We start from the raw sequence: 12,773 nt of genomic DNA on the forward strand, positions 1-12,773 counted from the left end.
GGGCGCGTCGTGGCACTGAACACGGGACTCGACTGGTTGCTGGACGACCTCACGAAGCGGATCTCGCCGATCCGGCACGCGTTGGTCCTCTCCAACGACGGGCTCGTGACGGGGAACAGCCACGACCTCGAGCGCGAGGACGCGGAACACCTGGCCGCGGTCTCGTCCGGACTCCACAGCCTGGCCAAGGGATCCGGGCAGCACTTCAAGGCCGGACGAGTGCGCCAGACCATGATCGAGTTCGACGAGGGCGTGTTCTTCGTGATGGCGGCGGGGGACGGCAGCTGCCTGTGCGTCCTGGCGGAGGCCGAAGCGGACATCGGGCAGGTCGCCTACGAGATGACGCTGCTGGTCAACCGGGTCGGCGAGCACCTCGGGCTGGCTGCCCGGAACGGGGAGCGACCTGCGGGAGCCTAGGGTTTTCCACAGGCTCGGCGGGATTTCCCGCCCAGGGCTACCGTCGTGTCACGCAAGGTGAGGGACGAGCGACGGGGATGACCGTATGCGACACCAGACCATGGAGCACCGCACCTCGGCTCCGCTCCGGGGAACAACCGACGTGGGCCTGCGTGCGGCCGCGCGGGAGCTGGGGCTGCGCCCCAGGGAGTTCGAGTTGGCGGTGCAGATCGAAGAGGTACGTACCGTGCCGGGACCGGCGGGCCGGGCGCGCCGGGTGCCCCGGGCGGAAGTGGAGCGGATCAAGGCCGCTCCGGGATTCCTCGGGGTGCTGCGCGAGCGGCTGCGGGTGATGGGCGTGCGGGAGGCATCGGCTCTGCTGGACATCAGCCCGTCCCGGTGCGCGCGGCTCGCGAGGGCGGGCTGCTTCGGGCCGGTCAGTTTCTATGTGAACCGGTACCGGACGGTCGTCTGGCTCTATCTTGCCGAAGAGCTCCGGGATTTCGCGGAGAACAATCCTCACCTGCTCAGCGGTCGCCTCCCCGCCGGACTGCGGGCCGGGCTGGAGGCCGGTACCGACCACCGCGCCCGGCGCTGGCGGGGACGCCGGGTGGGGCAGCTCACCCGGCATGCCGCCGACCACTGGGAGCGGGCCGCGGTACGGGCGAGCGTGCTGGACGATGCGGTGCTCGCCGAAGCCGTGCCGGACTCGGGTGAACGTGCCAGGCTCAGGGCGCTGCGGCCCAGCTTCCTGGAGGTCCGCAGCGTTGCGGAGGCCACTCGGGACGTCCTGGAGGACGTGGGTCTGGCCGAGGGCGCCGAGGAGGTCCGCTGGTACCGCTTCCTGCTGGACGCCGACCTGGAGACCGCCAGGGCCGCAGAGGCTCCCAGCGCGGCCTGCGCCGCCCGCCAGTCGGGTTCCGGACCCGAGGAGGGCCGCAGCGATCCCTCGGGCGCCGTCGGAGACGGGCGGCCGCACCCCGGAACCGTGCGGCCCGTCGCGGGACCGCTCGCCTCTTCCGGCGCGCGGCGCCGGTGGTCCCTGCTGCGCCGCCGCAGGCCGAGGCCCAGGGTCCGAACCGCCGGATGAACCTGCCGCGCGGCGGCCGGGCCGACCGCGTACCGAGGCGCAGGAGTGCGCGCGCTCAGGGCGAGGGCGCCTCTCCTCGGGCCTTCCCGCTGGACGAGGTCCCCGGTTCCGGGCTGTGCGGGCGGAACAGCCCCTCCTGCATCACGGAAACGATCAGGTTGCCCTCCCGGTCGAAGATCTGGCCTCGGGCCAGGCCGCGCGCACCGGTGGCGATGGGGGATTCCTGCTGGTAGAGGAACCATTCGTCGGCGCGGAACGGGCGGTGGAACCACATGGCGTGGTCCAGCGAGGCGGTATCGAAGTTGCGCGGACCCCACAGGGGTTCGATGGGCAGCCGTACCGCGTCCAGGAGGGTCATGTCGCTGGCGTAGGTGAGTGCGCAGGTGTGGACCAGCGGATCGTCGCCGAGCGAGCCCATCGCCCGCATCCACACCGCGCTGCGCGGCTCGACCCCTGCCAGTTCCTCGGTGCTCCACCGGAGCCGGTCCACGTAGCGCAGGTCGAAAGCCTGCCGGCGCGCCATCCGCTCCAGTGGCTCGGGCAAGGTGCCCAGCCGCCGGCGTACCTCGTCGGCGAGCCGCGGCAGGCTCTCGGGCTCCGGCACCCCGGGCATCGGCATCTGGTGCTCGAAGCCGGGTTCCCTTACATGGAAGGAGGCGGTGAGGTTGAAGATCGTGCGGCCCCGCTGGACGGCGATCACGCGGCGCGTGGTGAACGAGCGCCCGTCCCGGACCCGCTCCACCTGGTACACGATCGGCACACCGGGAATCCCGGGCCGCAGGAAGTACGCGTGCAGCGAGTGCACGGGGCGATCCTCGTCCACGGTGCGGCCCGCCGCCACCAGTGCCTGCCCGGCGACCTGGCCGCCGAAGACTCGCTGGAGGGACTCCCTGGGGCTCCTGCCCCGGAAGATGTTGAGGTCGATCTCTTCCAGGTTCAGCAGGTCGACAAGGTGTTCGGCAGGGCTGGGCCCGGTCATCTCGTGCGTTCCTCTCTCGCGTCCGAAGCGCTCGGCACGCGCGGTGCCGCGCTCACATGGGGCCCACGTCGGTCACTTCGACGACCGCGCGGCCCTCCTCGTCCGAGGCGACGAGGTCCACCTCGGCCGAGATACCCCAGTCATGATCGCCGCGCGGGTCGGCGAACACCTGCCGGACGCGCCACAACCGGTCCTCCGGCGCCTCCTCGATCCGCAGCAGCCGCGGGCCGCGGGCATCCGGTCCGGTGCCGAGTTCGTCGTACTCCTCCCAGTACCCGTTCATGGCCTCGGCCCACGCGTCCTCGTCCCAACCCGCGTCCCCGTCCAGGGCGCCCAGCTCGGAGAACTTGTCCAAAGCGGCCAGCTCGACCCGTCGGAACATTGCGTTGCGCACCAGGACACGGAAGGCCCGTGGGTTGGCGGTGACCGGTTTGACCTGGTCGGCCCGTTCCTGGGCCTCCTCCGCTGTCTCGTCCTCGGGATGGGCGAGCTGCTCCCACTCGTCCAGCAGGCTGGAGTCGACCTGGCGGACCATCTCCCCGAGCCATTCGATGATGTCCTGGAAGTCCTCCGACTTCAGATCGTCGGGGACGGTGTGTTCCAGAGCCTTGTAGGAGCTCGCCAGATAGCGCAGCACGATGCCCTCGGTACGAGCCAGCTCGTAGAAGGAGACGAACTCGCTGAAGGTCATCGCACGCTCGTACATGTCCCGGATGACCGACTTGGGGGAGAGGGGGTGGTCCCCGACCCAGGGATGGGACTTGCGGTAGAGACCGTAGGCGTGGAAGAGCAGCTCCTCGAGGGGCTGGGGATAGCTGATGTCCATCAGCCGCTCCATCCGGTCCTCGTACTCGACCCCGTCGGCCTTCATCTCGGCAACGGCCTCGCCCTTGGCCTTGTTCGTCTGGGCGGCGAGGATCTGGCGCGGGTCGTCCAGCGTCGACTCGACGACCGACACCATGTCCAGCGCGTAGGAGGGCGACTCGGGGTCCAGCAACTCGAAGGCGGCGAGCGCGAAGGTGGAGAGGGGCTGGTTGAGCGCGAAGTCCTGCTGGAGGTCCACGGTCAGCCGGATCCGCCTTCCCTCGGCGTCCGGCTCCTCCAGCTGCTCGACGATGCCGCCGTCCAGCAGCGAGCGGTAGATGGCGATGGCCCGCCTGATGTGCCGCAACTGGGCCCGGCGGCCCTCGTGGTTGTCCTCCAGCAGCCGCCGCATCTGCGCGAAGGCGTCACCAGGACGTGCGATCACCGACAGCAGCATGGCGTGCGTCACCCGGAAGCGGGACGTCAGCTGCTCCGGGTCGGAGGCGATCAGCTTCTCGAAGGTCTGCTGGCCCCAGCTCACGAAGCCCTCAGGGGCCTTCTTGCGGACCACCTTCCGGCGCTTCTTCGGGTCGTCTCCCGCCTTGGCCAGCGCCTTCTCGTTCTCGATCACGTGCTCGGGCGCCTGCGCGACGACGAAGCCCGAGGTGTCGAAGCCCGCTCGGCCGGCCCGGCCCGCGATCTGATGGAACTCGCGGGCGCGCAGGGTGCGCACCCGGCTGCCGTCGTACTTGGTGAGCGCGGTGAACAGGACAGTCCGGATGGGCACGTTGACACCGACACCGAGGGTGTCCGTGCCGCAGATGACCTTCAGCAGCCCCGCCTGGGCCAGCCGCTCCACCAGCCGCCGGTACTTCGGCAGCATTCCGGCGTGGTGCACTCCGATCCCGTGCCGCACATAGCGGGACAGGTTGCGTCCGAACGCCGTCGTGAAGCGGAAATTGCCGATGACCTTCGCGATCTCGTCCTTCTCCGCGCGGGTCGACATGTTGATGCTCATCAGCGCCTGGGCCCGCTCCACGGCTTGCGCCTGCGTGAAGTGCACGATGTAGACGGGCGCCTGATGCGTCTCCAGCAGCTCGGTCAGCGTCTCTGTGAGACCCGTGGTGCGATATTCGTACGACAGCGGCACCGGGCGAGTCGCGGAGCGCACCACGGCCGTGGAGCGGCCGGTGCGCCGCGTCAGGTCCTCCTCGAAACGCGAGACATCCCCCAGGGTGGCCGACATCAGCACGAACTGCGCCTGCGGCAACTCCAGCAGCGGGATCTGCCAGGCCCAGCCCCGGTCCGGCTCCGCGTAGAAGTGGAACTCGTCCATCACCACCTGGCCGACATCGGCGTCCGCCCCGTCGCGCAGCGCGATGGACGCCAGCACCTCGGCGGTGCAGCAGATGATGGGTGCGTCGGCGTTGACGGACGCGTCCCCCGTGAGCATCCCGACGTTCTCGGTGCCGAAGAGCTTGCACAGGTCGAAGAACTTCTCCGAGACCAGCGCCTTGATCGGCGCGGTGTAGAACGTCACCTTGTCGTGGGCGAGCGCGGCGAAGTGCGCTCCGGCCGCGACCAGACTCTTGCCGGAACCCGTCGGGGTCGACAGGATCACGTTCGACCCCGAGACCACCTCGATCAGCGCCTCCTCCTGGGCGGGATAGAGCGAGATGCCCCGCTCTTCCGCCCACCCGGAGAAGGACTCGAAGAGGGCATCGGGATCGGCGTCGCTCGGCATCTGGTCGATAAGGGTGGCTGTCACGCCCCCCATACTGCCTGCTGCCCGGGACGATCAGGGAACCGGTGGGCTCATGAAGATCACCTGACGCTACGCTGTGTCGCCGAACGGGCATCAGCTGCCGACGGCAGCAGCGCGGGCGCGGGGGCGGCCCGCGTGGACCGCGGCCGACGCGATACGAGGAACAGGGCGGGGATACGCATGATGGGACCGGCACACTCGCTGTCGGGAGCCGCTGCCTGGCTCGGGGTGGGGGCGGCCGCGGCGCTGCTGGACCATCCGATGCCCTGGCCGGTGGTGGTGGTCGGTGCGCTCCTGTGCGCCGGGGCGGCGCTGGCGCCCGACCTCGACCAGAAGTCCGCCACCATCTCCCGGGCCTTCGGCCCCCTCTCCCGTCTGCTGTGCGGAGTGGTGGACAAACTCTCCACCGCCGTCTACAACAGCACCCGCTCCGGTGGCGAGCGGCGCCGCTCCGGAGGGCACCGCACCCTCACCCACACCTGGCCCTGGGCCCTCCTCATCGGCGCGGGCTTCTCCGCGGCCGCCGCCGTGTGGGGCCGCTGGGCGGTGCTGGTCATCCTCTTCATCCACGTGGTCCTCGCGGTCGAGGGTCTGCTGTGGCGGATGGCCCGGGTCTCCAGCGATGTGCTGGTGTGGCTGCTGGGAGCCGCGTGCGCCTGGATCCTGGCCGGCCTGCTGGAGAAGTCCGGCAACGGTGCGGACTGGCTGTTCACCGGGGACGGCCAGGAGTATCTGTGGATGGGGCTGCCGATCGTGCTGGGTGCGATGGTGCACAACATCGGCGACGCTCTGACGATCTCCGGCTGCCCGATACTGTGGCCCATCCCGATAGCGGGCAAGCGGTGGTATCCGCTGGGCACTCCCCGGTTCATGCGCTTCCGGGCCGGAGCCCGGGTCGAGAACGCGGTGCTGATGCCCGCCTTCATGGTGCTGAGCGGGGCCGGCAGCGTGGTGGCCCTGGGGTTCATAGGCTGAGCCCCGCCGCGGCCCCGCGATACGCCGCGGCCCCCGCCGTGGATCAGCCGTGCCAGGAGCGCCACAGCGCGGCGTAGGGGCCGTCAGCAGCCACCAGCGTGTCGTGGCTGCCCAGTTCACTGATGCGGCCCTCCTCCACGACCGCGATGACGTCCGCATCGTGCGCGGTGTGCAGCCGGTGCGCGATCGCCACCACGGTGCGCCCCTCGAGGACTTGGGCGAGCGAACGCTCCAGATGCCGGGCAGCGCGCGGATCCAGCAGGGACGTCGCCTCGTCGAGGACGAGTGTGTGCGGATCCGCCAGTACCAGGCGGGCCAGTGCGATCTGCTGGGCCTGCGCCGGGGTGACGGCCGGCCCACCGGAGCCGATCACGCTGTCCAGCCCGTCCGGCAGCGCTTCGGCCCAGCCGCGGGCGTCCACCGCGTCGAGCGCCGCCCACAGCGCCGGGTCGTGTGCGTCCTGCCGGGCCAGCAGCAGGTTGTCGCGCAGCGTACCCACGAAGACGTGGTGTTCCTGGTTGACCAGCACCACATGGCGGCGCACCTCCTCCGCCGGCAGCTCGCTCAACGCGGCCCCGCCCAGGGTGACCTCGCCGCGGCGCGGTCCGTAGATTCCGGCCAGCAGCCGACCGAGCGTCGACTTTCCTGCTCCGGAGGGCCCCACCAGCGCGACCCGGCTGCCGGCCGCGACATCCAGCGTCACCCCGTGCAGAACGTCGACATCGGCCAGGTAGCCGAACCGCACTCCGTCGGCGCGGACATCCTTGCCGCTGGGTGCCGGGCCCTCGCCGGCCTCTGCCTCGATCTCCCGGACCCCCACCAGCCGGGCGAGGGAGACCTGGGCGACCTGGAGCTCGTCGTACCAGCGCAGGATCAGGCCCACGGGCTCGATCAGCATCTGCGCGAGCAGGGCACCGGTGGTCAGCCGGCCGACGCCGATCCAGCCCTGGAGCACGAAGACGCCGCCCAGCAGCAGCACACCACTCATGATCAGCATGTTGCTGAGGTTGACGGCGGGGAAGAGCACGGTGCGCAGCCACAGGGTCCTGCGCTCCCAGGCAGTCCACTCGGCGACTCGGCGCTCGGAAAGCGCCACCCGGCGAGAGCCCAGCCGGTGCGTTTCCACCGTCCTGCCCGCGTCCACCGTCTCGGCCAGTGCCGCGGCGACCGCCGCGTAGCCCGCAGCCTCCGCCCGATAGGCGTGCGGAGCCCGGCGGAAGTACCAGCGGCAGCCGGCCAGCAGCACCGGCAGGGCGAGCAGCACGGTCAGGGCCAGCGGCGGTGCCGTGACGCACAGCGCACCCACCAGCAGCGCGGCCCACACCAGGCCGATCGCCAGTTGCGGCACCGCCTTGCGCATGGCGTCGGCCAGCCGGTCGATGTCGGTGGTGATCCGGGAGAGGAGGTCGCCCGTTCCGGCCCGCTCCAGCACGCCGGGCGGCAGTCCCACCGCACGCACGAGGAAGTCCTCGCGCAGGTCGGCCAGCATCTCCTCGCCGAGCATCGCTCCGCGCACCCGCACCTGCTGGGTGAAGACCGTCTGCACCAGCAGGGCGAGGGCGAACAGGGCGGTGGCCCGCCCCAGTTGCAGGTCCTCCCGGCCGGCTGCGAGCCCGTCCACGATTCCGCCCAGCAGCCAGGGTCCCGCCATCGAGGCGAGGACGGCGCCGCTGTTCACTCCGACGAGCAGCACGAAGGCGCGCCGGTGGCGGCGCAGCAGCTCCCGCACATAGGCGCGGACCGTCGAGGAGGAGCCGACGGGAAGGATCGTGACGTCTTCCGGAGCCGACGGGTCGTAGCCGGGCTCGGGCACGCCGAACCGGGGGCCGCGGTGTCCCTCACCCGCCGTTCGTTCGTCCGTCGTCGGGTGGCTCTGCCCGCTCATGTGGCTTCGGCTCCCTCGGTCTGCGCGTGCTCGGCCCGCGGCTCGTCCGGCCGCACGGTGTCGGGCTGCGGTGCCCGGGTGACGACGGCCCGGTACCCGTCCTGGGAGCCGAGGAGCTCCCGGTGCGTGCCGGCGGCCGCGGCCCTGGCACCTTGCACGAAGACCACCCGGTCGGCGGTCTCGAGCAGCAGGGGACTGGAGGTGAGGACCACCGTCGTCCGGCCCGACCTGAGTGCGGCCAGCTCCCGGGCGATGCGCGCCTCGGTGTGCGAGTCGACGGCCGAGGTCGGCTCGTCCAGCACCAGTACCGGCGGATCGGTCAGCAGCGAGCGCGCGAGCGCGAGCCGCTGCCGCTGTCCTCCCGAGAGCGAGCGTCCCCGCTCGGTGATCCTGGCCCGCAGGGGATCACCGTCCGCGTCCGGGGTGCCCTGCACCAGCGCGGCGAGGACGTCGTCGCACTGGGCGGCCTGCAGCGCCCGGCCGGCGTCCACCGCGCCGGAGGAGGGCACGTCCAGCAGATCGGCCAGCGTGCCGGAGAGCAGCACCGGATCCTTGTCCTGCACCAGCACTGCGGCGCGGGCCCGGGCCAGCGGCATGGCGTCCAGCGGTGAGCCGTCCAGCAGCACCGAGACGTCTTCGCCCTCCCGTCTTCGACGCTGAGCCCGGCCGGCTCGCTCCCCGGCCGCGGACTGCGGCGTATCTCCCGTTCCTGTGGCGGTGCCGGGACCGGCGGCGGAGGCGGGGTGGCCGCCCAGCCGTTCGGCGAGGTGCCCTGCCGCGTCCGGGTCACCGCAGACCACGGCGGTCAGCAGACCCGCCGGGGCGCGCAGCCCGGTGGCCGGGTCGTACAGTCCCTCCCGCACCTCGGCGGAGCCGGTGCGGGCGGGCCGCTCCCGCGCGTTCGGCCGGGTGAGGGGTGCTGTCGCCGTGTGCTGTTCCTCGCCGGGCCGCCGCAGTGCCAGCACCCGTGCCGCGCGTGCCGCGGAGGGGCGCGAGAAGGAGTAGGACATGGCGAACTCGCCGAAGAGCTGGAGCGGTACCAGCAGGAAGCTGATCGCGCCGTAGACCATCACCAGCTCGCCCACCGCGATGTGCCCGTCCAGCGCCAGCCGGGTGCCGTACCAGACCACGGCCACCAGCAGCAGCCCGGGCAGTGCGACCTGGACCGCCTCGATGAACGACCACATGCGGGCCGTGCGCACGGCGGCGTGCCGCACCTGCTGCGAGGCCCGCCGGTAGCGTGCGAGGAAGAGCTCCTCACCACCGATGCCGCGCAGTACCCGCAGCCCGGCCACGGTGTCGGCGGCCAGTTCGGTGGCGTGCCCGGCGCGTTCGCGCTGCGTGTCGGCGCGCCTGGTGGCTCTCGGCAGCAGTGGCAGCACGGTCAGCGCCAGCGTGAGCATCCCGGCGCACGCCAGCAGACCCAGCTGCGGCTGGTAGACCGTCAGCGCGACACAGACGCCCAGTGTCGTGAGCAGGGCGGCGCTGAAGCGCGAGGCTGCCTCGACGCACCATCCGATGCGTTCGATGTCACCGGTGGAGACGGCGACGACCTCGCCGGCGGCGACCCTGCGGGTGAGGGTCGCGCCCAGAGCCGCGGTGCGGCGCGCCAGGAGCTGCTGGATGCGTGCGGCAGCGGTGATCCAGTTGGTGACGGCGGCCCTGTGCAGCAGGGTGTCGCCGGTCGTCACCGTGAGTGTGACGACGGCCATCGCCAGCGCGGCCAGCGTCAGGTCGCCGCCCGAGCGGTCCACGACCGCGGTCACCGCCAGCCCGGCGACGGCGGGGAAGGCGGCGATCGAGGCGAGGTGCACAACTCCCCAGCCCAGCGCTCTGCACTGGCCGCCCAACTGCATCCGCCCCAGCCACAGGAGCAGCCGGAGGCCCGAACGGACATCGGGTTCGCCGGGGTCGTCGTAGGGGAGGTCGCGGATCTGCATGACGCGTTCCAAGGGGTTCGAGACCGCGCGGGCGGGACGGATGCGGGGGCGGCGTGAGGGCAGCTGCGGGCAGGCGGTACGGATCCCGCGGGGCGTGCGCCGATCCCACCGGGTCGCCGCCGCATCCGCAACGGGATTTCCCCGCGGCGGCGCACTTCCGGCCAATGCGAGGATGGAGAGCATGGGCATGCGTGGGGCACGACGTACAGGTGGCGGAACCCTCCGGCCGGAGGCCGCTCAGGACCTCTCCCGGGGCGCGCCGGTCGGCGGGGCCCGGGGGCGGGAAGCGGCCGGTAGGGCCGTGGCGGCCGCCGCGGCGGGCACCGCGCTGGCGGTGCTGCTCTCCGGATGCGGCGGGGACAGCGGGGGCGACCGTGGTTCCGGCGGGCCCAAACGGACGAAGGTGCCCGAGCACTCGGCGCAGGCCGAACTGGCCGAGAACCCCACCCGTATCCCCCGGGTGGGTGACCGGCTCCAGTCGAAGATCCCCGATGACGCGAGCCAGGTCGTGGCGGTCGAGGGCAAGGGCGAGGATGCGGCACAGGCCACGGTGCGGCTCTACACGCGGCAGGGCAAGAAGTGGCGCGAGGAGCACAGTTGGGCCGGGCACAACGGCAAGAAGGGCTGGACGACGGACCACCACGAGGGGGACAAACGCAGCCCGGTCGGCGTCTTCACGCTCTCGGACGCAGGAGGCGTGCTGCCGGACGGCGAGGCCAAGCTGCCCTACACGCACACGTCGGCGTTCACCCCGCCCTCGTACTGGCCGAAGAAGACCCGGCACGATTTCGACCATGTGATCGCGATCGACTACAACCGCGTGACCGGTACCTCCCCCCTCGACCCGACCCGCCCGCAGGGCAAGGCCAAGGGGGGCAGCATCTGGCTGCACATGGATCACGGCAGCGGGACGTCGGGGTGTGTGAGCCTGTCCAAGTCCGGCATGCGGACCCTGCTGCGCACGCTGGACCCGGACAAGCATCCCGTGGTGGTGATGGGGGACCGGGCCTCGCTCAGGAGGTGAACTGAGACCGGGCCCGGTGCCCGGCCCTGTCCTGGCTCATCCGGTTCGGCCCGCGCGGACGCCGGTGCGTTCTCCGGCCCCCCGCTCAGGTCTTCGGCTTCTCGGAGTCGACCCCGGGTCGCTTCCTCTTCCAGTGCCCGCGGGTGAAGTCGGGGATCTCCTGCGGCGTGCCCTTGGCCTTGATGGAGGCGTGGCTGAGCGGGACGGGCGACGTCCAGGTCGCGGCGTCGTAGACGTCGAAGTCGACGCACGTGGACTCTCGTCACCCGTGGAGGGACTTCCGTGCCCGCAAAATCTTGCCGCAATAGAGCGGAAACTCTTGCAGGTTCCCTTGACGGCGCCACCGGACACCGGCAGGCTCCCGGCCGTACCGCCCGCGAACGGGCCGTCCGCGACTGCCCGTCGCCCCCCCACGGCGGCCGAGATATCTGGCTGCTGCCTTCCCGGGCCCTGCCTGGCCCGCAGACCGAAGGAGCCGCACGATGAGAAGACAACTGCTCAGCGCCGGTACGGCGGGAGTACTGGTGGCCGGTGCCCTGCTGGCGGCGACGCCTTGGCAGGCCCGGGCAGCCCGCTCGGCACCGGCATCCGCGGTATCGGCACGGCCCGCTGCGGACGGATCCGCGGCGCCGGGCGAACGAACAGTCACCGCGACGCTGTTCGAGCGCCCATTCACCTCCGTCGCCCGGGAGTGCACCGACACCCTCGGCCCGGCGGGGTACGGCTATGTCGAGGTCTCACCCGCCACCGAGCACATCAGGGGCGACCAGTGGTGGACGTCGTACCAGCCGGTCAGCTACCGGATCGCCGGACGGCTCGGCGACCGGGAGGACTTCGCGCACATGGTCGAGATCTGCGCGGCGGCCGGCGTGCAGGTCATCGCCGACGCGGTCGTCAACCACATGAGCTCCGGGTCGGGTACCGGCACCGGCGGCACCGCGTACAGCAAGTACGACTACACCGGGACCTACCAGGACACCGACTTCCACACCTGCCGCCACGACATCTCGGACTACACCGACCGCGACGAGGTGCAGAACTGCGAACTCGTCGGTCTGGCCGACCTGGACACCGGCAGCGAGAAGGTGCGGACCGCCCTCGCCGGCTACCTCGAGGATCTGCGCTCCCTCGGCGTGGCCGGGTTCCGCATCGACGCCGCCAAGCACATGGCCGCCTCCGATCTGGCGGCCGTCAAGGCGAAGCTGACCCAGCCGCCCGGCTACTGGGTCAGCGAGGTCATCCACGGTGCCGGTGAGGCGGTGCAGCCCGAGGAGTACACCGGTGTCGGCGACGTGGACGAGTTCCGCTACGGCCGCCGCCTCAAGAGCGCCTTCCAGGGCGGCGACCTCGGATCCCTGCGGAGCATCGGTGACGGCATGCTGGAGAGCGAGACGGCACGCACGTTCGTCGACAACTGGGACACCGAACGCAACGGCTCGACGCTCACCTACCGGGACGGCGCCGCCCACACCCTCGCCAGTATCTTCGAGCTGGCCCACCCCTACGGTTCCCCGAACATCTTCTCGGGCTACACGTTCACCGACCGCGACGCCGGACCGCCCACGGGGGAGACCGGGTGGACGGACCTCCACGCCGAACCCGAGATCACCGGCATGGTCGGCTTCCGCAACGCGGTCGGCACCGCGGAGTTGACGAACTGGTGGTCCGAGGGCCAGGCACTCGCCTTCGGGCGCGGCGACCGGGGATTCGTCGCCCTCAACAACGGCGGCGCCGAGCTGAGCAGGACGTTCCAGACCTCCCTGCCCGCCGGAACGTACTGCGATGTCGCCGCCGCGCAGGGCGGCTGCGCGCAGAAGGTCACGGTCGCCGCCGACGGCACCGCGCGGCTGACGGTCCCGCCTCATCAGGCCGTGGCCTTCCACGTGGAGGCAACCGGCTGAGGAACGGGACGAAC

9 protein-coding genes and 1 pseudogene are annotated in these 12,773 nt (G+C 71.5%); 5 read left to right on the forward strand and 5 right to left on the reverse strand.

Features of this window, described 5'->3' with window-relative positions; translation table 11 throughout:
* Window positions 1-9 precede the first annotated feature (9 nt).
* Together ACFYNS_RS12515 and ACFYNS_RS12520 are read left to right on the forward strand one after the other, a co-directional pair.
* Window positions 10-417 (forward strand): roadblock/LC7 domain-containing protein, encoded by a 408-nt coding sequence (locus ACFYNS_RS12515; protein WP_360289449.1) that lies wholly within the window; start codon window positions 10-12, stop codon window positions 415-417.
* An 85-nt stretch (window positions 418-502) separates the two neighbouring features.
* Entirely contained in the window at window positions 503-1,486 is a 984-nt protein-coding gene (locus ACFYNS_RS12520; protein WP_388602471.1) for a DUF6397 family protein, read from the forward strand.
* Between the two features lie 55 nt (window positions 1,487-1,541).
* On the opposite strand, the gene tesB is transcribed toward ACFYNS_RS12520, so the two are convergent.
* Both tesB and ACFYNS_RS12530 read right to left on the reverse strand, forming a co-directional pair.
* Window positions 1,542-2,465: an acyl-CoA thioesterase II gene (gene tesB, locus ACFYNS_RS12525; RefSeq protein WP_360289445.1), complete on the reverse strand. Its 924-nt coding sequence runs from the start codon at window positions 2,463-2,465 to the stop codon at window positions 1,542-1,544.
* 52 nt (window positions 2,466-2,517) lie between these two features.
* Entirely contained in the window at window positions 2,518-5,046 is a 2,529-nt protein-coding gene (locus ACFYNS_RS12530) for a DUF3516 domain-containing protein (protein ID WP_360289444.1), read from the reverse strand.
* Window positions 5,047-5,214: 168 nt separating this feature from the next.
* On the opposite strand from ACFYNS_RS12530, the gene ACFYNS_RS12535 reads away from it, so the two are divergent.
* Window positions 5,215-6,009 (forward strand): metal-dependent hydrolase, encoded by a 795-nt coding sequence (locus tag ACFYNS_RS12535; RefSeq protein WP_360289442.1) that lies wholly within the window; start codon window positions 5,215-5,217, stop codon window positions 6,007-6,009.
* Between the two features lie 43 nt (window positions 6,010-6,052).
* On the opposite strand, the gene ACFYNS_RS12540 is transcribed toward ACFYNS_RS12535, so the two are convergent.
* Window positions 6,053-7,894 carry an ABC transporter ATP-binding protein gene (locus ACFYNS_RS12540; RefSeq protein ID WP_388602474.1) on the reverse strand — a complete coding sequence of 614 codons (1,842 nt, stop codon included), beginning with the start codon at window positions 7,892-7,894 and terminating at the stop codon, window positions 6,053-6,055.
* Window positions 7,891-9,834, reverse strand: coding sequence for an ABC transporter transmembrane domain-containing protein (locus tag ACFYNS_RS12545; RefSeq protein WP_388602477.1), 1,944 nt, complete (start codon window positions 9,832-9,834; stop codon window positions 7,891-7,893). The genes ACFYNS_RS12540 and ACFYNS_RS12545 overlap by 4 nt, the downstream gene beginning before the upstream one ends.
* A gap of 181 nt (window positions 9,835-10,015) precedes the next feature.
* Between ACFYNS_RS12545 and ACFYNS_RS12550 the strand changes: the two genes are divergently transcribed.
* Window positions 10,016-10,858: a L,D-transpeptidase family protein gene (locus tag ACFYNS_RS12550; protein WP_360289436.1), complete on the forward strand. Its 843-nt coding sequence runs from the start codon at window positions 10,016-10,018 to the stop codon at window positions 10,856-10,858.
* Window positions 10,859-10,943: 85 nt separating this feature from the next.
* Here the strand turns inward: ACFYNS_RS12550 and ACFYNS_RS12555 are convergent.
* Window positions 10,944-11,102 (reverse strand): annotated as a pseudogene (locus ACFYNS_RS12555) (gfo/Idh/MocA family oxidoreductase); the annotation flags it as partial.
* 238 nt (window positions 11,103-11,340) lie between these two features.
* Between ACFYNS_RS12555 and ACFYNS_RS12560 the strand changes: the two are divergent.
* Complete coding sequence (locus ACFYNS_RS12560) at window positions 11,341-12,759, forward strand: alpha-amylase family protein (RefSeq protein ID WP_388602480.1); 1,419 nt, start codon at window positions 11,341-11,343, stop codon at window positions 12,757-12,759.
* Window positions 12,760-12,773: the final 14 nt, after the last annotated feature.

This window comes from Streptomyces sp. NPDC006925, assembly GCF_042869575.1.
Taxonomy (GTDB): domain Bacteria; phylum Actinomycetota; class Actinomycetes; order Streptomycetales; family Streptomycetaceae; genus Streptomyces.

Excerpts from the sequence above, each read along its gene's own strand:
- ACFYNS_RS12545 (WP_388602477.1), bottom strand. The coding sequence starts at position 9,834 with ATGCAGATCCGCGACCTCCCCTACGACGACCCCGGCGAACCCGATGTC.
- tesB (WP_360289445.1), bottom strand. The coding sequence starts at position 2,465 with ATGACCGGGCCCAGCCCTGCCGAACACCTTGTCGACCTGCTGAACCTG.
- ACFYNS_RS12550 (WP_360289436.1), top strand. The coding sequence starts at position 10,016 with ATGGGCATGCGTGGGGCACGACGTACAGGTGGCGGAACCCTCCGGCCG.
- ACFYNS_RS12520 (WP_388602471.1), top strand. The coding sequence starts at position 503 with ATGCGACACCAGACCATGGAGCACCGCACCTCGGCTCCGCTCCGGGGA.
- ACFYNS_RS12535 (WP_360289442.1), top strand. The coding sequence starts at position 5,215 with ATGATGGGACCGGCACACTCGCTGTCGGGAGCCGCTGCCTGGCTCGGG.
- ACFYNS_RS12560 (WP_388602480.1), top strand. The coding sequence starts at position 11,341 with ATGAGAAGACAACTGCTCAGCGCCGGTACGGCGGGAGTACTGGTGGCC.
- ACFYNS_RS12530 (WP_360289444.1), bottom strand. The coding sequence starts at position 5,046 with ATGGGGGGCGTGACAGCCACCCTTATCGACCAGATGCCGAGCGACGCC.
- ACFYNS_RS12540 (WP_388602474.1), bottom strand. The coding sequence starts at position 7,894 with ATGAGCGGGCAGAGCCACCCGACGACGGACGAACGAACGGCGGGTGAG.